This window comes from Bradyrhizobium sp. 25ACV, from assembly GCF_054863005.1.
In genome coordinates this window covers 69,331-88,862 of record NZ_JAVAYO010000009.1, presented here as the reverse complement: position 1 = coordinate 88,862, position 19,532 = coordinate 69,331, and the positions used below count along the sequence as shown (strand labels likewise).

Here is a 19,532-nt window from a genome sequence, read left to right as displayed (position 1 = left end):
TCGGCTTAAGGCCCGGGGAACGTGTAACTTTTTGAATCAAATCGTGTCCGGGCCGCCAAGGCGGCATTCGCCACAAATGTGGCGTCCGTGCTAGAAGCGCGCCGGGGATTTGCGTTGAATCGGGGTTTACTCAGATGAGTTCCAAAGGGTCTGCACCGGCAAAGGCCGGCTTGCGCGTCGGCGTCATTGGCGCTGGCGTGATGGGGAGCAACCACGCGCGCGTGCTTGCGGGTCTTCCCGGCGTCAGCCTCGTCGGCGTCGTCGATCCTTCGCCGGCACATCGCACTCGCGCGACGGAACTTGCCAATTGCGCAAGCTTCGAGACCCTCGACCAGCTCTTCGCTGAAGGCATCGACGCCGTCACCATCGCAGCTCCCACCCATCTACATCACGAGGTCGCGCTCGCCTGCATCGCCAAGAACATTCATGTTCTGGTCGAGAAGCCGATCGCATCCACGGTGGAGGAGGGCCGCGAGATCGTCGCCGCCGCGCAAAAGGCCGGCGTCACGCTGATGGTCGGCCATGTCGAGCGCTTCAATCCGGCGGTTGCCGCCGTCAAGCAGGCGATCGCTGGCGAAGACATTCTTTCCATCGCGATCACCCGCGTCGGCCCGTTCCCGCCGCGCATGTCCAATGTCGGCGTCGTCATCGACCTCGCCGTGCACGACATCGACCTGATCCGCTGGTTCACCGAATCCGACATCGTCGAGGTGCAGCCGCAATTGTCGAGCGCGGTCGCCGAGCGCGAGGACATCGCGCTGCTGCAGTTCCGCACTGAGAGCGGCGTGCTCGCCCACATCAACACCAACTGGCTGACGCCGTTCAAGGCGCGCAGCGTCACGGTCGCCACCCGCGGCAAATATGTGATGGGCGATCTGCTCACGCGCCAGGTCACCGAGTGCTTCGGCTTCAAGCCCGACGGCAGCTATTCGATGCGACATCTGCCGGTCGGACACGACGAGCCGCTCCGTGCCGAGCTGATCGCGTTCCTCAAGGCGGTGCGCAACGGCGAGACGCCGGCGGTCACCGGCGACGAAGGCGTCGCCAGCCTCGAGATCGCCACGCAATGCCTGGAGACGCCGTCACGGCCCGCGGCCAAATCGCCCGCCCTCAAGGGCCCGCGCCGCGTCGCCGGCTGAACCCTTCATCCATGTCGACCATTCAAGAAGGCGCCAAGAACCAGACTATGAACCAGCATCTGCGTTCCGAACCCATTCCCTTCATCGACGTCGCCTCGCAGCGCCGCCGGCTCGGTGCTTCGCTCGATGCCGCGGTCAAGCGCGTTCTCGACCACTGCCAGTTCGTCAATGGCCCTGAAGTCGCCGAGCTCGAGAAGCAGCTTGCGGCCTATAGCGGTGCCAAGCACGTCATCGGCTGCGCCAGCGGCACCGACGCGCTTCTCATGGTGCTGATGGCAAAGAACGTCGGTCCCGGCGATGCCGTGCTGTGTCCGTCGTTCACCTTCATCGCGACCGCGTCGCCGGCGGCACGGATGGGCGCGACCCCTGTCTACGTCGATGTCGACGAGACCACCTTCAATATGAGCCCGGAGTCCCTGAAGCGCGGCATCGCGACTGCCCGCAAGGCCGGCCTGAAGCCGGTTGCGGTCATTCCGGTCGATCTGTTCGGCCAGCCCGCCGACCACGATGCCATCGCCGAGATCGCCAGGGCCGAAGGCCTGTTCGTGATCGACGACGCCGCGCAAGGTTTTGGCGCAAGCTACAAGGGCCGCAAGCTCGGCACCTTCGGGCTCGCCACCACGACCAGCTTCTTCCCGGCAAAGCCGCTCGGCTGCTTCGGCGACGGCGGCGCGATCTTCACCGATGACGACGAGCTCGCAGCCACCTTGCGCAGCATCCGCGTGCACGGGCAGGGCGTCGACAAATACGACAACGTCCGCCTCGGCCTCACCGGCCGGCTCGACACCATGCAGGCCGCGATCCTGATCGAGAAGCTGAAGATCTTCGACGACGAGATCGCCGCCCGCAACAAGGTCGCCGAACGCTATGCGCGCGGGCTGTCCAACGTGGTCACCGTGCCGCGCCTCAGCCCCGGCAATACCTCGGTCTGGGCGCAGTACACCATCCGCCTCCCTGAGGGCACCGACCGCGACGGCTTCGCTGCCGCGCTGAAGGCCCAGGGCGTGCCGACCGCGATCTATTATGGCAAGTCGATGCATCAGCAGACCGCCTACAAGCAATATCCGGTCGCCGAGGGCGGCCTGCCCGGTTGCGAGAGCCTGTCGCAGGACGTCATCAGCCTGCCGATGCACGCCTATCTGACCGAAGCCGACCAGGAGCGAATCATCGCCGCCGTCCGCGGAGCGCTTGCGGGCTGATTTCGCTTCTTCCCTCTCCCCCTGTGGGAGAGGGTGGCTCGCCGCGTCCAGCGGCGAGACGGGTGAGAGGTCTCTCTCCGCGCTTTCGATCTGGAGAGAGACCCCTCACCCGATTGAGTTTGTATCTGCCTGCGGCGCTGCCCTCTCCCACAAGGGGAGAGGGCGCAGCAATGCGCATCGCAAGATGCAATCGACCTCTGTCCGATAAGTCTCTAGAAGGGACACATGCTCGGACGCATCTTCACGGTCGGTGGTTATACGCTGCTCTCGCGGCTGACGGGGTTTGCCCGCGACATCATGCTCGCGGCGATCCTCGGCGCCGGCCCTGTGGCCGACGCCTTTTTCGTGGCGCTGCGGCTGCCCAATCATTTCCGCGCGATCTTCGCCGAGGGCGCCTTCAACGCCGCCTGGGTGCCGGCCTATGCCCACGTCCATGGCGAGAAGGGGGAGGGGGCGGCAAAGCTGTTCGCCGACCGCATCTTCACGCTGCTGCTGGCCTCGCAGGTGGTGCTGCTCATCGTCGCCTGGCTGTTCATGCCGCAGGCCATGCGCATCCTCGCACCGGGCTTCAGTGACGACGCCGAGCAGCGCAAGCTCGCGATCGAGCTGACCCGGATCACCTTTCCCTATCTGCTCTTGATCACGCTGGTGACGCTCTATGGCGGCATGCTCAACGTGATGCAGCGCTTTGCCAGCGCCGCGGCCGCCTCGATCTTCCTCAACGTTTCGATGATGATGACGCTGGCGGTCGCCGTCTGGTTTCCGAGCGCGGGCCATGCGGCTGCCTGGGGCGTCCTGATCTCCGGTTTCCTGCAATATTTCCTGCTGGCCGGCGATCTCGCCCGTCACGGCGGCCTGCCGCGCTTTGCGCCGCTCAAGCTCGACGAAGACGTCCGCGGTTTCTTCAAGGCACTCGGCCCCGCGACGCTGGGCTCGATGGGCACGCAGGTCGCGCTGTTCGCCGACACCATCATCGCGACCTTCCTGCCTGCCGGCGCGCTGTCGGCGCTCTATTATGCCGACCGGCTCAACCAGCTCCCGATCGGCGTGATCGGCATCGCCATCGGCACCGTGCTGCTGCCGGAGATGTCGCGCCGGATCACCGCCAATGACCATGACGGTGCGATGAAGGCGCAGCGCCGCGCTTTCGATTTCACGCTGCTGTTCTCGATCCCGTTCGTTGCGGCCTTCCTCACCGTGCCCGACGAGATCATGCGCGCGCTGTTCGCACGCGGCGCCTTCTCCAAGGCCGACGCTGTCGCCGCGGGCGGCACGCTCGCGGCCTACGCCATCGGCCTGATCCCGTTCGTGCTGATCCGCAGCGCGGTTGCGACCTTCTATGCCCGCAAGGATACAGCGACGCCGGTGCGGGCATCGCTGACTGGCATCGCCGTCAACGTCGCGCTGAAGGTCGCCTTGATGGGATCGCTGGCCCAGATCGGACTTGCGCTCGCAACTGCCGTCGGCGTCTGGACCAATCTGTTGCTGGTGCTGTTCTTCGCCGTGCGGCGCGGCTTTCTCGTGCTGGACCGCGCCTGGCTGATGTCGCTGGCCAAATTCCTGCTGACCGGCTTGATCCTCGCCGCCGCATTCTGGTTGATCGCGCACTTCAGCGCTTCAGCTCTCGCCTCGATGCGCTTCCATGACGAATTGACGCTGGTGCTGCTCGCCGTCGGCGGCACAATCGCCTATGTGCTCACGATCCTCATCCTGTTCGGCCGCAGCTGGCTGGTTTCGCTGGTGCGCGGCTAGGCGTGTGCCGAAAGCCAACACTCCTACCCCGCCGTCACCGCGCCGAAGAATCGCTTTGAACGCGGCCAACGCCGTGAGCGGATGGACCGTTTGTTGGGCCTGCGAGGTACCAGGGGTCTACAGCGCGTCATGCCCCGCCGGGCGCCTTCATGCGGTTCGCCAATCGTGATACGATCTCGATATTCAGGTGCCGTCCTCAGGTAGCAACGCGATGAGGCAGTGACCATGTCATTTCGCTCTCCCTGGTCCACATCTCGGATCGACCAGTTCGCCACCAGCAATGCCGACCTGCTGATCCTGATCGGCCGCATCCTGCTTGCATGGGTGTTTGTTGGAAGCGCGTATGGAGCACTTGCCAACTTCAGTGGCTCAGTGGGTTATTTTCGGTCGCTCAACCTTCCAGTGCCGCAGCTGTTCACGATGACCACCGTCATCCTGGAAATACTGATATCGGTTGGTTTGATACTCGGCATTGGTACGCGCTACTGCGCAATTTTGATTTTTCTATTTGTATTGTCGGCTACTGCAATCGCACATCGTTACTGGGAATATCCCGCCGGTCCGCAACAGATCGGGCAGTACAATAATTTCCTGAAGAACATCTCGATATCAGGAGGCGCTCTGTTGATCCTGGTCACCGGAGGGGGCCGGTTCTCCCTCGATCGGAGGCTGGCAGGCTAGCAGCGTTGTTCGTTTCAGCCGCTTCCTCAGCCTGATAGCCAATAACTTGCTTAGAGTGAGCATCGTCGGCCCCAGCAGAGTTGCGAGAGGCTGCAGCCGCACGATGTGCCGCTCGGTCGGTTCGTCTTGACGCCATCAACGCGACGCGCAGCTCTGCCAGCTCGGCAGCTGCCAAGCCGTGCCTTTGCGGCCGTTACTGCGTCACTTCGCCTTGTGCCTGAAAGCAACCTCGAGCAGATAACTGACGAGATTCGAGAGCGGCTTCAGGTGCTCGCTTATAATCCTGAAGGAAAGCATCAGCCACGTCGCGAGCGCGGCACACCACAACAGGATTTCCAATGTTTCGGGCATGAGGACACCCATTAAAGCAATTACTGGAAATCCGAGCAGTGTTGCCGATCTGAACCCACGCGACAAGTCCTCCTAAAAGTGGCAACATGCTGAAACACTCGGAAGAACCGTTAGCTCGCCATGACAATCACCTAGGCACGGCGTCTGAGTGTACGCCGGGAAGCTGGACCATTCTGCTGCCGGTGCTCTTCCTTGCCGCGCGGCGCGGCTTTCTCGTGCTTGACCGTGCCTGGCTGATGTTGCTCGGCAAATTCCTGCTGACCGGGATCATCCTCGCCGCAGCGTTCTGACTGATTGCAAGCTTCAGCGCTTCATCGCCCGCCTCGATGCATTTCCACGACGAGTTGACGCTCGTCCTGCTCGTCGTCGGCGGCTCGCATAGTGCCGCCGCAGAGTGCTCGCCTCAAGGCTGTAGCCGACCTCCGCACATCTCTTGATTTCGCGCGGTTGCCATGGTATCAACGTCTCATGATTAAATGCTCGCGCACCGTCAACCGCAACCACATGACCCGCTTCGGCTGGGCCGTGGAAGGAGTCGTGCGCTAGGAATTCGATGACGACATCTTTTCCACCAGGCCCCGCCGGCATCGGACGGGGCCTTTTGTTTGGCCACGCTCCCTGCCGGCTCAACAGCAGGAGCGTGCGATGCCACCCCAACAGACGAACATCTCACCCGAAATTGAGGTCGATGCCGCAAGGCGTGGCCTCGACCTTTCCATCGTCCCGAGCCTGCTCAGGCGATATTGGCGTGCGTTTCAGGAGTGGCGGCCGCGCGCAGGGGTCACCTTGCAGGACCTCAGTGACAAGGAGCTGATGGACATCGGTCTGACGCGCGGCGATATCGATTGCATCGCGCCTGAACGCGCCATCGAGAGATTGAGAGACAGCACGAGGACTCTGTGGGGCCGTGGCGGGATGTGAAGGACCACAATTCCTGCCGTTCTTCACTGCGACAAGGAGAGGAGGCGATCATGATATCGCATGCTGCGGGTGCTCAGGCGGACGAGGAAATCCGACGATTGAATGTCGATGATCTCGATCTTTTTCGCGACATTCGCGCGGAGGCGCTTCAGATGCACCCTCAAACGTTTGGTTCTCCTGAAGAGGACGAGGGCGGGGAGCCGATGATGGCGGCTTATCGCCGTTGGCTGGATGGAATGATCCTCGGCGCATTTCGATGCGGGAGCTTGATGGGCGTCGCGGGCTTCTATGTATCGCCAGATCGGCGATCGCAGCACAGGGGCAACATCTTCACGGTTTACGTGAGGGAGGAGGGCCGAGGTAAAGGGGTCGGAGATCGGCTCATCAAGGAGCTTCTTTCCCATGCCGAGGCACGCGTCGAGCAGGTGCATCTCGCCGTCCTGCTCGAATCGACCGCTGCAATCAACACCTACAAGCGTAACGGCTTTGAAATCTACGGTACCGATCCCGCTGCCGTCCGCATAGGAGAGGCCACCTACGACAAGTACTTTATGGTCAGGAAATTCAGCCGCTAACGCCGTTTCCCACGGCTGTCCGACATGGTCGCGCCAGAACTGTCGGGGGTGGCTTCGAATCATCGGCCCCTATGGGGAACGGCCCGCCCTAAACCCGTTTGCCTTGCCAGTTTTTCCACGGCAATATGCCGGCAAAACAACCATGAGAACGGGAAGATAAAATGGCGGCTCCCATCAAGTTCGGCGTTGGCCAAAGCGTGTTGCGCAAGGAGGATGACGCGCTCATCCGCGGCAAGGGCCGCTATACCGACGATTACGCGCCGCAGGCTGCGCTGCGCTGCCTGATGCTGCGCTCGCCGCATGCGCATGCCAAATACACCATTGATGTGAGCCGCGCCCGTGGCCTGCCCGGGGTCGCGCTGATCCTGACCGCCGACGACGTTGGGGATCTCGGCAATCTGCCCTGCCTGTTCAATCTCGAGACCGATCCGTTCACCGGCCCGCCATACCCGATCCTGGCCAAGGACGAGGTGCGCCATGTCGGCGATGCGGTCGCCTTCGTCGTCGCCGAGACCATCGACCAGGCCCGCGACGCGATCGAGGCGATCGACGTCAAATGGTCGCCGCTGCCGGCGGTAACCGGCGTCGTCAATGCCGTGAAGAAGGGCGCGCCGCAGGTCTGGCCCGACAAGGCCGGCAATGTGCTGTTCGACGTCTCGATCGGCGACAAGGCCGCGACCGAAGCTGCCTTCGCCAAGGCGCATGCGGTGGCGGAAATCTCGATCGTCAATCCGCGTGTGGTCGCGAGCTTCCTGGAGACGCGTGCGGCGGTCTGCGAATACGATTCCAAGCGCGACCATCTGACGCTGACGGTCGGCAGCCAGGGCAGCCACCGCCTGCGCGACATCCTGTGCCAGAACGTGCTCAACATCCCGACTGACAAGATGCGGGTGATCTGCCCCGACGTCGGCGGCGGGTTCGGCACAAAGCTGTTTCCGTACCGGGAATACGCCTTGATGGCGGTCGCCGCGCGAAAATTGAAGAAGGCGGTGAAGTGGGCGGCCGACCGCTCCGAACATTTCCTTGGCGATGCGCAGGGCCGCGACAACGTCACCACCGCGAAGATGGCGCTGGCTGAGGACGGCAAGTTCCTCGCGATGGACTGCGACCTGATGGGCGACATGGGCGCGTATCTGTCGACCTTCGGCCCCTACATTCCCCATGGCGGCGCCGGCATGCTGCCGGGCCTCTACGACATCCAGGCCTTCCACTGCCGGGTGCGCACCATCTTCACGCACAGCGTGCCGGTCGATGCCTATCGCGGCGCCGGGCGGCCTGAAGCTGCCTATGTCATCGAGCGCCTCGTGGACGCCTGCGCACGAAAGCTCGATACGACGCCGGACGCCATCCGTCGCAAGAACTTCATCCCGCCGAAGGCGCTGCCGTACAAGACGGCCACGGGCAAGGTCTACGATTCCGGCGATTTCGCCGCGCATCTCAAGCGCGCGATGGAGATCGGGGAATGGAAGGAGTTTGCAAAGCGCGCCAAGGCGGCCAAAAAGGAGGGCCTGATCCGCGGCATTGGGCTAGCGAGCTATGTCGAGATTTGCGGCGTGATGGGTGAGGAGACGGCCAATGTCCGCCTCGATCCGAGTGGCGACGTCACCGTGCTGATCGGCACGCAATCGAGCGGGCAGGGCCATCAGACCGCTTATGCGCAGATCGTCGCCGAGCAATTCGGCCTGCCACCGGAGCGCGTGCATATCCGCCAGGGCGACACCGAGGAGATCGCGACCGGCCTCGGCACCGGCGGCTCGGCCTCGATTCCCACCGGCGGCGTTTGCGTGGAGCGTGCTGCGGGCGATCTCGGCAAGAAGCTGAAGGAGTTTGCAGCTCAGGCGCTCGAAGCGAGTGCGGGCGACCTCGAAATCACCGACGGCATGATCCGGATCGCCGGCACCGACCGCTCGATCTCCTTTGCTGACCTCGCCAAGCGCCCCGGCGCCGATCCCACGAAGCTGAACGGCAGCGCAACCTTCGCCAGTGCCGACGGCACCTATCCCAACGGCACGCATCTCGCGGAGGTCGAGATCGATCCGGCCACCGGCATCATCAAGATCGTCAACTACGTGATCGTCGATGATTTCGGCAAGACGCTCAATCCGCTGCTTCTGGCCGGCCAGGTGCATGGCGGCGCCATGCAGGGCATCGGCCAGGCGCTGATGGAGCAGGTGGTCTATGGCGCGGGCGACGGCCAGCTCATTACCGCGACCTTCATGGACTACGCGCTGCCGCGCGCAGCGGACGGGCCAGCCTTCGTGTTCGAGACTGCCAACGTTCCCTGCAAGACCAATCCGCTGGGGGTGAAGGGGGCGGGCGAGGCCGGCGCGATCGGCTCCTGTCCGGCCGTCGTCAATGCCATCGTCGATGCGCTCTGGCGCGAGTACAAGATTGACCACATCGACATGCCGGCAACGCCTGAGCGGGTGTGGATCGCCATCAACGAGCACCATCGCCGCCACAATCTCTAAACCAGCTCTCCGCGCGCACGGGAATAAACGCGCCGCGCGGGGTTCTACCCATGATGGGCCCGGCTTCCCCCGAAGCCGGCGAAGTCTCATTCCCTGAATCCCGCAAGCCGGAGAAACGGACCAATGAAACGGACGATGATTGTCGCGGGCGCCCTCGTGATGGGCGCGGGCGCCGTGATGGCGCAACAGGAGATTGCGGTCCAACAGGACAATCTGATGCGCGCGATCGCCAAGAACCAGTATGGCGTGATCCAGAAGATGACCAAGGGCGACATCCCCTTCGACAAGAAAGCTGCCGATCAGGCCATCGCCAGCATCGAGGCCGATGTTGCCAAGATCGCCAAGACCTTCGAGGTCAATCCCAAGCAGGATGTCGTCGACGCGACCTATGGCGCCTCGCAAAAGGTCTGGCAGAACAAGGCCGATTTCGACTCCAAGATCCCGCCGGTGCAGAAGGCGATCGCCGACGCCAAGGGCAAGATCAAGGATGTCGCCAGCCTGAAGGCGGCGTATACCGCAATCAATGACCGCTGCAGCGATTGCCACGAGACGTATCGGGTCAAGCTGAAATAGCGAGGCGCAGTTCTCGCTCCATCCGGGCTACGGCGCTGATAAGGAATCGAAAAAGGCGGTTGCGAAAGCAGCCGCTTTTTTGCGCCGGCGCGAAGCGCGGCAGGAATTTCTGTCCGCAAGGCCTGACGGATCGCTGCGGGAGCGGTTATCTTCGCGCCAACGGCCGTGGCGTTGATGCGAGTCGGCGCATCACTTTCCCGACTGCGTCATCACATCAGGAGTTCCAACGCGCGGCGAAGATCCCAATCAACAGCGAGACAGGCCATGGTAAAACCGTTTCCGTCGAAGACCCACATCGGCAATCACATGCTGCACCCTGAAACGCTGATGCTGACCTATGGCTATGATCCGCAGCTGTCGGAAGGCGCCATCAAGCCGCCGGTCTTCCTCACCTCCACCTTCGTGTTCAAGACCGCCGACGACGGGCAGGACTTTTTCGATTTCGTCGCCGGCCGGCGCGAGCCGCCGGAAGGCATGGGCGCGGGACTGGTCTATTCGCGCTTCAATCATCCCAACAGCGAGATCGTCGAGGACAGGCTCTCGATCTACGAGCGCACCGAGAGCTGCGCGCTGTTCTCGTCCGGCATGGCGGCGATCGCCACCACGATCCTGGCTTTCGTCCGACCCGGCGACGTCATCCTGCACTCCCAGCCGCTCTATGGCGGGACGGAAACGCTGCTGACGAACACGCTGGCCCGCCTGTCGATCGGCGCCGTCGGCTTCGCCGATGGGATCGACGAAGCCGCGGTCAAGCAGGCCTCGGAGGAGGCCATGGGCAAGGGCCGCGTTTCGATGATCCTGATCGAAACCCCGGCCAACCCGACCAACGGCCTGGTCGATGTCGCCATGATCCGCCGCGTTGCCGATTCCATCGGAAAGGCTCAAGGACACACGCCGATCATCGCCTGCGACAACACGCTGCTCGGGCCGGTATTTCAGCGGCCGATCGAGCACGGCGCCGACATTTCCCTATACTCGCTCACGAAATATGTCGGCGGTCATTCCGATCTGATCGCGGGCGCCGCGCTCGGCTCGAAGGCGCTGATGAAAGGCATCAAGGCGCTCCGCGGCGCCATCGGCACCCAGCTCGATCCGCATTCCTGCTGGATGATCAACCGCTCGCTCGAGACGCTGAGCCTGCGCATGGAAAAAGCCGATGCGAATGCGCGCCTCGTGGCGGATTATTTGCGCGATCACCCCAAGGTGGCCAAGGTCCACTACCTCGGTCATCACGAGGAGGCCTCGCCGGCCGGGCGTGTGTTCGCGCGGCAATGCCTGGGGGCGGGATCCACCTTCTCGTTCGACATCGTCGGCGGCAAGGACGCTGCGGTCAAATTCCTCAACGCGCTGCAAATCCTCAAGCTGGCGGTGAGTCTCGGCGGCACGGAATCGCTCGCGAGCCTGCCCGCGACCATGACCCATTCCGGCGTTCCCGCCGACATCCGCCAGAAAATCGGCGTGCTCGATTCCACGATCCGGCTCTCGATCGGCATCGAGAACCCCTCCGACCTGATCGCCGACCTCACGCAGGCGCTGAACGCGGCTTAGGCGCGGCCGGAATCGAAAAGGCCGGACGCCCCTCCTGCGCCCGGCCTTCACGCAACGAAGCAGCGTCGCGGCTTACTTCGTCACCTGACCGCGGATCTCGCCGCCCGGATTGGCCGCGGTGTGGATGTTGACGTAGAGCTTGCCGCCGAGCAGATCGGCAGCCTGCGCGTCGGTCAGCGTCGCTTCGCCCTTCACGGGGCTGGCGGTCGCATTCGGGATCGCGAGCGCGACGCCGGCGTTCTTGCCGGCCTCCGCGGGGCCGTGGAAATGGGCGGCGGTAGCAGGGCCGGAGAGCCCGGAGTAGGTGACCGTCCACGACAGCTTCTTGCTGGCGGCATCATAGTCCAGATCGGCGGTTCCGGTGCCGCTGGTGGTCGTTGCCGGCACCTCGGACTTGCCGTCGAGCGTTGCTTTCAGCTTTTCGGCGCTGGCCGGACCTGCAAAGGCAACGACACCAAGCGCTACGGCGGCAATGACGGTCTTGTTCATGACTTTCTCCCTGCTGAAACCCGTTCGGGCTGCCAAACTTTCCAACAGCCGGCATTTCAGTTTATTCCCGTTTCCGGCCAGGGCGGGCTAAATTCTTCGTGGCTGGAGCCGCGGCGACATCGGTCTTAGGTTCGCCGTGTCGAGTGAATGGATACCCATGTTGCAACGAACAATTCTCGCAGGGCTGCTCGCCGGCTTCATTGCTGCCGGCGTCTATTGGTGGCTCAGCGCGCCGGTGGTGGCGGCCGTGGGCAACGCGCCGGCCCATGTGGCGAATCTTGCCAATGGCGAGGCCATGTTCAACGCCGGGGGCTGCGCGTCGTGCCATGCCACGCCCAACCAGCCCGACCGTGTCAGGCTCGGCGGCGGCGTCGCGATCAAGTCGCCATTCGGAACGTTCTACGCGCCGAATATCTCTCCCGATCCGAACGACGGCATCGGCAAATGGACCGACGCCGATTTCGTCAACGCGGTGATGCACGGGGTTTCGCCAGGCGGGCAGCATTATTTTCCCGCCTTCCCCTATACGTCCTATCAGCACGCAAGGCGCGAGGACGTGCTCGATCTCTTCGCCTATCTGAAGACGCTGCCGCCCGTTGCAGGCAAAGTGCGCGACCACGACGTCGGCTTTCCGTTCAACATCCGCCGCAACATCGGCGTCTGGAAATTCCTGTTTCTGGACGACAAGCCTTTTGTCGCCGACGGCACCAAGTCGCCGCAATGGAGTCGCGGCGCCTATCTCGTCAACAGTTTTGGCCATTGCGCCGAATGCCATAGTCCGCGCAACGCGCTCGGCGGCATCAGCCGGGGCCAGCGCTTTGCCGGCGGGCCCAATCCGGAAGGCGAGGGCTGGGTGCCCAACATCACCCAGAAGCGCCTCGGCGAATGGAGCGCGAAGGATCTTGCCTATTTCCTCAAAACCGGCGAATTGCCCGACGGCGACAGCGCCGGCGGCGCGATGAAGCGTGTGATCAAGAACACCTCGCAATTGTCCGAGGCGGATATTGCGGCGATGGCGGACTATCTCAAATCGCTGCCGCCGGTCGACGGTCCGCCGCGGCCCAAGCGCAAGGAAGCTGGTTAGCTCAGCTGGCGCCGAACGCCTTGAAGGTGATGATGGTGAGGGTGTCCTGGATGCCCGGCAGCACCTGCACCTTCTCGTTGACGAAATGGCCGATGTCGGTGTCCTTGTCGACGTAGAACTTCACCAGGAGGTCGTATTGGCCGGCCGTGGAGTAGATCTCGGAAGCGATCTCGGCTTCGGCAAGCGCATTGGCGACCGTATAGGACTGGCCGAGCTTGCATTTGATCTGGACGAAAAAAGGAACCATCGCGGGCACTCCGAAAGCGTATCTGGCGGCTAATAGGCCAAACCCGGCACCATTTAGCAAGCGGACTTGCCGGCCACCAGATGCCGGCCCCACGCCTAGGAGGTCACCACCGCCGCGGCGAATGCGTCTCTGAGCCGCTGGGCGAGCTCGACCTTGCGATAGGGCTTGGTCAGCACGATCGCCTGCGCATGCGCGTGGCCCTGCTCGACCAGGGTCTCCAGCGCGTAGCCCGAGGTGAACAGGACCGGCAGACCGGGGCGAATCCGCCGCGCCTGGTCGGCGAGCTCCCAGCCGCTCATGCCGCCGGGCATCACGATGTCGGTGAACAGCATGTCGATGCCGGGCTCGGTGCGCAGCTGCTGCAAGGCCTCCTTGCCGTTGACCGCGGCAACGACGCGATATCCGAGAGCTTCCACCCTGCGAATGGCTGAGGAGCGAACGAACGGATCGTCCTCGGCGATCAGGATCGTCTCGTATCCTCGGGGCGCCGCGTCCTCGCCATCGGAAAGCTCGGTGTGCGATGATCCGATGTCCGCGCGCGGCAAATAGATCCGGACCGTCGTCCCAAGGCCCGGCTCGCTGTAGATCGAGACGTGGCCATTGGATTGCTTGGCGAAGCCATAGACCATGCTGAGCCCAAGGCCCGAGCCCTTGCCGACCTCCTTGGTGGTGAAGAACGGCTCGAAGGCGCGCCGGGTGACCTCGGGCATCATGCCTTCGCCGTCGTCGGTGATCGAGATCAACACGTAGCTGCCGGATGCGACTTCGGGGTGAAGGGCGCGATAGTCGTCGTCGAGTGTCGTCAACTCCGTGCTCAGGGTCAGGTGGCCACCGGCCGGCATGGCATCCTGCGCATTGAGCGCAAGGTTGAGCACGGCGGATTCGAGCTGGGCCCGATCCGCGAAGGCCACGATCGTGCCGGGCCTGGAGGCCGTCCGGATCTCGATGTCTTCGCGCAAGGTGCGCTTGAGCAGCTTGAACATGGACTCGAGCAGGCCGCGGCAATCGATCGTCTGGGGCTGCAGCAACTGGCGGCGACTGAATGCGAGCAGGCGCTGCGTCAGCTCGGCACCCCGTTCGCCCGACTGGCAGATGTCCTCGGAAAAGCGGCGCAGGTCGGGCCTCGCCTTGAGCTGCTCGCTCAGGTGCTCGGCGTTGCCGATGATGACGGTGAGCAGGTTGTTGAAGTCGTGGGCGATGCCGCCGGAGAGCTGGCCGACCGTCTCCATCTTCTGCGCCTGCTGGAGCTGCTGCTCGGTCAGCTTGCGCGCGGTCAGGTCGTGGACGATGCCGACGAAGATCAATTCGCCGTCCTGCCGGGTCCGGCCGACCGACACGTCCATCGGAAAGGTCGATCCGTCCTTGCGCAGGCCGATGGCCTCGCCGGCGGTCGCGAAATGCCTTGCGTGGCTGTCGGGCGCGGTGCCCGCCTCGGGCATCAGCATCCTGACGTTCCGGCCCATGACCTCGTCGGCAGAGTAGCCGAACAAGCGCTCGCAGGCCGGATTGAACAGCAGGATGCGGTCCTGCGCGTCTAACAGGATGACCCCGTCGACCGCGGTCTCGACGATCGCGGTGAGGCGCGCCACGCTCTCGCGCATCGCGCGCTGGGCGTCGCTGACCTGTTGGAGCAGCAGCGTCGCGTCCCGGCTCTTGATTTCCTCCTCCTCGAGCGCGGCCTGGACCTGCCGCAGCTCGAACGGCGAGGGGATCGTCAGGATCTTCGGCAGCAGCGGCCAGAGCGCGCCCGCCGTGACCACGGACGCCACCGCGGTCGCCGCCTTGACCATGCCCTCGATGCCATAGACCGGGACCCAGAGCGTGTAGATCGACAGCACATGGGTCAGGCCACACGCCATGATGAAGATCGCGAAGGCCCAGTAGACCCAGCCGAACTTGAGGTCGCGCCGCTTGGTGACCAGAATCGCAAGGGCAAACGGAATCGAAAAATAGGCGGCCGCGATGCAGGCGTCCGAAACGACGTGAAGCCAGACCAGCTCAGGCTCCCACAACAGGCAGATGCCGTGCGGCGACAGCATGGACGAGTCGAGGAGACGTTCAAAAAAGGCCCACATCATTCCACCCCAAGATTCCGTTCCAGGCGGCTTGCGGGCCGGGAGCCCGCAACATGGGTGTCGCTGGACAGTTCAACTCTCACCTCCCGCTCTTCGGCGAAGCAGGTGAGGTTCGAGACTATACCAAGGGTCCAGCGCGGTTGCATTTTCAAGTCCGCACGATTGCGGGGCGAGTCGGCCCGCTGTTTGCCCGATTCGCAGGGAATACACGGCGTCGCGAATCACTGTCGGACACGGCTCGGCGCGCTTGCCGGTGTTCCTCGGCCGCGCTAGGACAGGCCATGGCTGTGTCCGTATCCAGCAAAGGTGTCCGGCGATGACGACCCCGGTCGCACTCACCATCGCGGGCTCCGATTCGAGCGGCGGCGCCGGCATCCAGGCCGACTTGAAGACCTTCGCCGCGCTCGGCGTCTATGGTGCCTCCGCCATCACGGCGCTGACGGCGCAGAACACACGCGGCGTCACCGGCATTCACCCGGTCCCGGCCGAGTTCGTCACCGCGCAGATCGATGCGGTGTTCTCCGATCTCGACATTGGCGCGGTGAAGATCGGCATGGTGGCCCAGGTCGCCAGCATCGATGCAATCGCGGCCGCGCTGTCGCGCTGGAAGCCGAAGCACGTCGTGCTCGATCCCGTGATGGTGGCGACCTCCGGCGACCGCTTGCTGGCATCCGAGGCCGTCGACGCGCTCCGCACAAAACTGATATCGCTGGCGTCGGTGATCACGCCCAATCTGCCGGAAGCCGCGGCTCTGCTCGACGAGCCGGTCGCGGCAAGCGAGGCCGAGATCGAAAGCCAGGGGCGTCGCCTGCTGGCGCTCGGCTGCCGTGCAGTCCTGATCAAGGGCGGACACGGCGAGGGCGCCGAGAGCACCGACTATCTCGTCACGTCCGAAAGCACGATCACGCTTGCGGCGCCGCGCGTTGCCACACGCAACACCCACGGCACCGGCTGTTCGCTATCGTCGGCGGTCGCGGCGGGACTCGCCAAGGGCGAAGGTCTGGAGCTTGCCGTGCGCAACGCCAAGGCTTGGATCAGCGCGGCCATCGCAGCCGCCGACCGCTTCAGCGTCGGTCATGGCCACGGTCCGATCCATCATTTCCACAAGTTCTACTGAAGCGGGCACCATCTGAGCGTAGGCCTCGTCCTTCGAGACGACCGCTGCGCGGTCTCCTCTCAGGATGAGGCTAAGCAGCACCGTGACCATTGAAACTGCTGCCGCGCATTCGGTCCTCATCCTGTGAGGAGCCTGCCTAAAGCGGGCGTCTCGAAGGATGGCCGCAGGAACCGTTCTCAAAGGGAAGCGCGGGGTCCTTGCGGCCCCCTGCGGCGCCATGTCGCCTGGTTGTCGCATGCGACTGATATTCGCGGGGAGGGCGAGGCAAGCGTGATTCGTATCTGAAGGTGCCTCAAAAGTTCAATCGGTCATCCCCCTGTCACGGGACATTGTTACAGGCTGGCGCATGGGAAGTTACGATGTGAGTGACGAGAGCCCGGAGCGGCGCTTTCGCACGTTGTTCATCTCCGACGTTCATCTCGGAGCCCGCGGTTCTCAAGCCGATCTTCTGCTCGACTTCCTGCGCTACCATGATGCCGACACGATCTATCTCGTCGGCGACATCGTCGACGGCTGGGCGCTGAAATCGAGCTGGAACTGGCCGCAATCCCACAACGACCTCGTGCAGAAGCTGCTGCGCAAGGCGCGCAAGGGCGCCAAGGTCGTCTACATTCCCGGCAATCACGACGAGTTCCTGCGCAACTATTACGGCACGCATTTCGGCGGCATCGACGTGGTCGAGAACACCGTCCACACCGGCGTGGACGGCAAGCGTTATCTCGTCATCCACGGCGACATCTTCGACCTCGTGGTGCAGAACGCGCGCTGGCTCGCCCATCTCGGCGACAAGGCCTACGACTTCGCGATCCAGATGAATCGCTTCGTCAACTTCTTCCGCCGCCTGTTCGGCGTGCCCTATTGGTCGCTGTCGCAATGGGCCAAGCAGAAGGTCAAGAACGCCGTCAATTATATCGGCGCGTTCGAGCAGGCGCTCGCCGCCGAGGCGCGGCGCCACGACGCCGACGGCGTGATCTGCGGCCACATCCATTACGCCGTGATCCGCGACGAGGGCGGCATCCGCTACATGAATTGCGGCGACTGGGTCGAGAGCTGCACAGCCCTGGTCGAGCACGACGACGGCCATTTCGAGATCATCACCTGGGCGGATCATTTGCAGAAGCCGGCAGCCGTCCCGCAGGTTGCAGCCAGAGCTGCATAACAGAGGCCGCCTGATGCGCATCCTGGTCGCGACCGACGCCTGGCACCCGCAAGTCAACGGTGTGGTTCGGACGCTGACCAAGCTCGCCGACGCCGGCAAAAGCCTCGGCGTCGAATTCACGTTCCTGACGCCGCAATCGTTTCGCACCTTTGCGATGCCGAGCTATCGCGATGTGCGTCTGGCGATGCCGCGTCCCGCGCGCATTGCGAAGCTGATCGCGGAGGCGCGCCCCGACAGCATCCACATTGCGACCGAAGGGCCGATCGGCCTGATGGTCCGTCGCTATTGCCGCCAGCGCAGGCTACCGTTCACGACCAGCTTCCACACCCGCTTTCCCGAATATGTCCGCGCCCGCGTGCCGGTGCCGGGCTCGCTGATCTGGCGGGCGCTGCGCCGCTTCCACGCGCCCAGCCGCGCCGTGATGGCGGCAACGCCTGCGCTCGCCCGCGAGCTGACCGAGCGCGGTTTTGATAACGTCGTGCTGTGGCCGCGCGGCGTCGACACGGGATTGTTCCATCCCCGCGCCATCGACCTCTGCCTGCCGGCACCGGTGTTCCTGTCGGTCGGCCGCGTTGCGGTGGAGAAGAACCTCGAGGCCTTCCTCGATCTCGATCTGCCCGGGACCAAGGTGATCGTCGGTGACGGCCCCGCGCGCGCCTCGCTCGAAGAGGCCTATCCCGATGCGATCTTCCTCGGCGAGAAGCACGGCGAGGAACTGGCAGATATCTATGCGGCCGCCGACGTCTTCGTGTTTCCAAGCAAGACCGACACCTTTGGTCTGGTGCTGCTGGAAGCGCTCGCAAGCGGTCTGCCGGTGGCCGCTTTCCCGGTGAAGGGCCCCCGCGACGTCCTCGGCGAGGCCCCGGTCGGCGCCCTCGATCACGACCTACGCAGCGCCTGCTTCGCGGCGCTGGATATCTCCCGGCAGGACTGTGTCGAATTCGCCGCCAATTACACCTGGGAAGCCTCGGCCCGCGCCTTCGTGGACAGCATAAGAGCAGTCGGAGCGGTGCTGCCGGGCCGAAACGGCGCGGAACAGCCTCGCTTCGTGGCCTGACGAGGACGAAATCCTCGCGCTGAGGTGTCTTGCCCGGCCCTCATCGGCCGCGATAACATTCGGCCATGACCGAACAGCTCCTCCCGATCGGCCCCGCCGATATCGACGCCGCAGCGCGCGTGATCGCGCCCTATGCCATCCGCACCCCGCTGTTGTCCTTTCCCGTGCTCAACGAGCGCGTCGGCGCGAAGGTGTTCTTGAAACCGGAGATGCTCCAGCGCACCGGCTCGTTCAAGTTCCGCGGCGCCTTCAACAAGGTGTTCTCGATCCCGCAGGACAAGCGCGCCGGCGGCGTCGTGGCGTTCTCCTCCGGCAACCACGCCCAGGGCGTGGCGGCAGCGGCAAAGATCCTCGACATGCAGGCAACCATCGTGATGCCCGCGGATGCGCCGTTGTCGAAGCGCGAGCGCACCAAATCCTATGGCGCCGAGGTCGTGCTGTACGACCGCGACCGCGACGACCGCGAGGCGATCTCGCGCGGCATCGCCGAAAAGCGCGGCGCGACGCTGGTGAGGCCCTATGACGATCCGTTCGTGATCGCGGGGCAGGGCACCGCCGGCCGCGAGATCGCGGAAGACTTGGCAACGCTCGGCCTCAGCCCCGACATCGTGGTGGCGCCGGCCTCCGGCGGTGGCCTGATCGCGGGCGTCGCAACCGCCGTGAAGGCGCGCTATCCGCAGGCCCAGATCGTGGTGGCCGAGCCCGAGGCGTTCGACGATCACGGCATCTCGCTGAGCGCAGGCCATCGCGAGCCGCATCCGCCGGCGGGCCGCACCATCTGCGATGCGCTGATGGCCCTGATCCCCGGCGAGATGACCTTTGCGATCAACAGCAAGCTCCTCGCGCGCGGCGTCACGGCGTCGGACAAGGAAGTCGGCGCCGCCGTCGCGTTCGCCTATCGCGAGCTGAAGCTCGTGGTCGAGCCGGGTGGCGCCGTGGGCCTCGCCGCACTGCTGGCGGGGCGTCTCGACGTTGCGGGCAAGAACGTCGTCATCGTGCTCTCCGGCGGCAACGTCGATGCGGATCTGTTCGCTGAGCTGGTGGCCTGATCGTCGTCATTCCGGGGCACGCGAAGCGTGAACTACGATGCGCAA

General features: G+C 64.2%; 19 protein-coding genes. 15 read left to right on the top strand and 4 right to left on the bottom strand.

Annotated features, from left to right (window positions below; translation table 11 throughout):
* The first annotated feature begins 134 nt into the window (after positions 1 to 134).
* The 4 genes from RAD04_RS21620 to RAD04_RS21605 all read left to right on the top strand — a co-directional run bounded on the left by RAD04_RS21620 (position 135) and on the right by RAD04_RS21605 (position 4,771).
* Positions 135 to 1,139 (top strand): Gfo/Idh/MocA family protein, encoded by a 1,005-nt coding sequence (locus tag RAD04_RS21620; protein ID WP_038949052.1) that lies wholly within the window; start codon positions 135 to 137, stop codon positions 1,137 to 1,139.
* An 11-nt stretch (positions 1,140 to 1,150) separates the two neighbouring features.
* Positions 1,151 to 2,338 (top strand): DegT/DnrJ/EryC1/StrS family aminotransferase, encoded by a 1,188-nt coding sequence (locus tag RAD04_RS21615; RefSeq protein ID WP_461625364.1) that lies wholly within the window; start codon positions 1,151 to 1,153, stop codon positions 2,336 to 2,338.
* 225 nt (positions 2,339 to 2,563) lie between these two features.
* Entirely contained in the window at positions 2,564 to 4,090 is a 1,527-nt protein-coding gene (gene murJ, locus RAD04_RS21610) for a murein biosynthesis integral membrane protein MurJ (RefSeq protein ID WP_461625363.1), read from the top strand.
* 225 nt (positions 4,091 to 4,315) lie between these two features.
* Positions 4,316 to 4,771, top strand: coding sequence for a DoxX family protein (locus RAD04_RS21605; RefSeq protein ID WP_461625570.1), 456 nt, complete (start codon positions 4,316 to 4,318; stop codon positions 4,769 to 4,771).
* Between the two features lie 201 nt (positions 4,772 to 4,972).
* Here the strand turns inward: RAD04_RS21605 and RAD04_RS21600 are convergent, their stop codons facing one another.
* Positions 4,973 to 5,122 carry a hypothetical protein gene (locus RAD04_RS21600; protein ID WP_461625362.1) on the bottom strand — a complete coding sequence of 50 codons (150 nt, stop codon included), beginning with the start codon at positions 5,120 to 5,122 and terminating at the stop codon, positions 4,973 to 4,975.
* An 86-nt stretch (positions 5,123 to 5,208) separates the two neighbouring features.
* Here RAD04_RS21600 and RAD04_RS21595 point away from each other — a divergent pair, with 86 nt between their 5' ends.
* The 6 genes from RAD04_RS21595 (at position 5,209) to RAD04_RS21570 (ending at position 11,210) form a co-directional block, all read left to right on the top strand.
* On the top strand, positions 5,209 to 5,412 hold the full coding sequence (locus tag RAD04_RS21595) for a hypothetical protein (RefSeq protein ID WP_461625361.1): 204 nt from the start codon (positions 5,209 to 5,211) through the stop codon (positions 5,410 to 5,412).
* Between the two features lie 355 nt (positions 5,413 to 5,767).
* Entirely contained in the window at positions 5,768 to 6,043 is a 276-nt protein-coding gene (locus RAD04_RS21590; protein WP_461625360.1) for a DUF1127 domain-containing protein, read from the top strand.
* Between the two features lie 50 nt (positions 6,044 to 6,093).
* A complete protein-coding gene (locus tag RAD04_RS21585; RefSeq protein ID WP_461625359.1) occupies positions 6,094 to 6,618 on the top strand; it encodes a GNAT family N-acetyltransferase in 525 nt (174 codons plus the stop codon).
* Between the two features lie 161 nt (positions 6,619 to 6,779).
* A complete protein-coding gene (locus RAD04_RS21580) occupies positions 6,780 to 9,089 on the top strand; it encodes a xanthine dehydrogenase family protein molybdopterin-binding subunit (protein WP_461625358.1) in 2,310 nt (769 codons plus the stop codon).
* A gap of 123 nt (positions 9,090 to 9,212) precedes the next feature.
* Complete coding sequence (locus tag RAD04_RS21575; RefSeq protein WP_091959010.1) at positions 9,213 to 9,662, top strand: cytochrome c; 450 nt, start codon at positions 9,213 to 9,215, stop codon at positions 9,660 to 9,662.
* Between the two features lie 264 nt (positions 9,663 to 9,926).
* Positions 9,927 to 11,210 carry a cystathionine gamma-synthase family protein gene (locus RAD04_RS21570; RefSeq protein WP_461625357.1) on the top strand — a complete coding sequence of 428 codons (1,284 nt, stop codon included), beginning with the start codon at positions 9,927 to 9,929 and terminating at the stop codon, positions 11,208 to 11,210.
* A gap of 72 nt (positions 11,211 to 11,282) precedes the next feature.
* Here the strand turns inward: RAD04_RS21570 and RAD04_RS21565 are convergent, their stop codons facing one another.
* Complete coding sequence (locus RAD04_RS21565; RefSeq protein ID WP_091959004.1) at positions 11,283 to 11,699, bottom strand: CHRD domain-containing protein; 417 nt, start codon at positions 11,697 to 11,699, stop codon at positions 11,283 to 11,285.
* A 157-nt stretch (positions 11,700 to 11,856) separates the two neighbouring features.
* On the opposite strand from RAD04_RS21565, the gene RAD04_RS21560 reads away from it, so the two are divergent.
* Positions 11,857 to 12,783: a c-type cytochrome gene (locus tag RAD04_RS21560; protein ID WP_461625356.1), complete on the top strand. Its 927-nt coding sequence runs from the start codon at positions 11,857 to 11,859 to the stop codon at positions 12,781 to 12,783.
* 1 nt (position 12,784) lies between these two features.
* Here RAD04_RS21560 and RAD04_RS21555 read toward each other — a convergent pair whose 3' ends face one another.
* A complete protein-coding gene (locus RAD04_RS21555) occupies positions 12,785 to 13,030 on the bottom strand; it encodes an Lrp/AsnC ligand binding domain-containing protein (RefSeq protein WP_018317369.1) in 246 nt (81 codons plus the stop codon).
* 95 nt (positions 13,031 to 13,125) lie between these two features.
* Positions 13,126 to 15,108, bottom strand: coding sequence for a PAS domain S-box protein (locus tag RAD04_RS21550; protein WP_461625355.1), 1,983 nt, complete (start codon positions 15,106 to 15,108; stop codon positions 13,126 to 13,128).
* 313 nt (positions 15,109 to 15,421) lie between these two features.
* Between RAD04_RS21550 and thiD the strand changes: the two genes are divergently transcribed.
* The 4 genes from thiD (at position 15,422) to RAD04_RS21530 (ending at position 19,487) form a co-directional block, all read left to right on the top strand.
* Positions 15,422 to 16,222, top strand: a complete 801-nt coding sequence (gene thiD / locus RAD04_RS21545; protein ID WP_461625354.1) for a bifunctional hydroxymethylpyrimidine kinase/phosphomethylpyrimidine kinase — start codon at positions 15,422 to 15,424, stop codon at positions 16,220 to 16,222.
* Between the two features lie 346 nt (positions 16,223 to 16,568).
* On the top strand, positions 16,569 to 17,381 hold the full coding sequence (locus RAD04_RS21540) for a UDP-2,3-diacylglucosamine diphosphatase (protein WP_104465794.1): 813 nt from the start codon (positions 16,569 to 16,571) through the stop codon (positions 17,379 to 17,381).
* 13 nt (positions 17,382 to 17,394) lie between these two features.
* Complete coding sequence (locus RAD04_RS21535) at positions 17,395 to 18,438, top strand: glycosyltransferase family 4 protein (protein ID WP_461625353.1); 1,044 nt, start codon at positions 17,395 to 17,397, stop codon at positions 18,436 to 18,438.
* A gap of 65 nt (positions 18,439 to 18,503) precedes the next feature.
* A complete protein-coding gene (locus tag RAD04_RS21530) occupies positions 18,504 to 19,487 on the top strand; it encodes a threonine/serine dehydratase (protein WP_461625352.1) in 984 nt (327 codons plus the stop codon).
* Positions 19,488 to 19,532 lie beyond the last annotated feature (45 nt).

What these genes read in the sequence shown, in the direction of transcription:
- RAD04_RS21620 (WP_038949052.1), top strand. Translation starts at nt 135, where the DNA reads ATGAGTTCCAAAGGGTCTGCACCGGCAAAGGCCGGCTTGCGCGTCGGC.
- RAD04_RS21615 (WP_461625364.1), top strand. Translation starts at nt 1,151, where the DNA reads ATGTCGACCATTCAAGAAGGCGCCAAGAACCAGACTATGAACCAGCAT.
- murJ (WP_461625363.1), top strand. Translation starts at nt 2,564, where the DNA reads ATGCTCGGACGCATCTTCACGGTCGGTGGTTATACGCTGCTCTCGCGG.
- RAD04_RS21605 (WP_461625570.1), top strand. Translation starts at nt 4,316, where the DNA reads ATGTCATTTCGCTCTCCCTGGTCCACATCTCGGATCGACCAGTTCGCC.
- RAD04_RS21600 (WP_461625362.1), bottom strand. Translation starts at nt 5,122, where the DNA reads ATGCCCGAAACATTGGAAATCCTGTTGTGGTGTGCCGCGCTCGCGACG.
- RAD04_RS21595 (WP_461625361.1), top strand. Translation starts at nt 5,209, where the DNA reads ATGCTGAAACACTCGGAAGAACCGTTAGCTCGCCATGACAATCACCTA.
- RAD04_RS21590 (WP_461625360.1), top strand. Translation starts at nt 5,768, where the DNA reads ATGCCACCCCAACAGACGAACATCTCACCCGAAATTGAGGTCGATGCC.
- RAD04_RS21585 (WP_461625359.1), top strand. Translation starts at nt 6,094, where the DNA reads ATGATATCGCATGCTGCGGGTGCTCAGGCGGACGAGGAAATCCGACGA.
- RAD04_RS21580 (WP_461625358.1), top strand. Translation starts at nt 6,780, where the DNA reads ATGGCGGCTCCCATCAAGTTCGGCGTTGGCCAAAGCGTGTTGCGCAAG.
- RAD04_RS21575 (WP_091959010.1), top strand. Translation starts at nt 9,213, where the DNA reads ATGAAACGGACGATGATTGTCGCGGGCGCCCTCGTGATGGGCGCGGGC.
- RAD04_RS21570 (WP_461625357.1), top strand. Translation starts at nt 9,927, where the DNA reads ATGGTAAAACCGTTTCCGTCGAAGACCCACATCGGCAATCACATGCTG.
- RAD04_RS21565 (WP_091959004.1), bottom strand. Translation starts at nt 11,699, where the DNA reads ATGAACAAGACCGTCATTGCCGCCGTAGCGCTTGGTGTCGTTGCCTTT.
- RAD04_RS21560 (WP_461625356.1), top strand. Translation starts at nt 11,857, where the DNA reads ATGTTGCAACGAACAATTCTCGCAGGGCTGCTCGCCGGCTTCATTGCT.
- RAD04_RS21555 (WP_018317369.1), bottom strand. Translation starts at nt 13,030, where the DNA reads ATGGTTCCTTTTTTCGTCCAGATCAAATGCAAGCTCGGCCAGTCCTAT.
- RAD04_RS21550 (WP_461625355.1), bottom strand. Translation starts at nt 15,108, where the DNA reads ATGATGTGGGCCTTTTTTGAACGTCTCCTCGACTCGTCCATGCTGTCG.
- thiD (WP_461625354.1), top strand. Translation starts at nt 15,422, where the DNA reads ATGACGACCCCGGTCGCACTCACCATCGCGGGCTCCGATTCGAGCGGC.
- RAD04_RS21540 (WP_104465794.1), top strand. Translation starts at nt 16,569, where the DNA reads ATGGGAAGTTACGATGTGAGTGACGAGAGCCCGGAGCGGCGCTTTCGC.
- RAD04_RS21535 (WP_461625353.1), top strand. Translation starts at nt 17,395, where the DNA reads ATGCGCATCCTGGTCGCGACCGACGCCTGGCACCCGCAAGTCAACGGT.
- RAD04_RS21530 (WP_461625352.1), top strand. Translation starts at nt 18,504, where the DNA reads ATGACCGAACAGCTCCTCCCGATCGGCCCCGCCGATATCGACGCCGCA.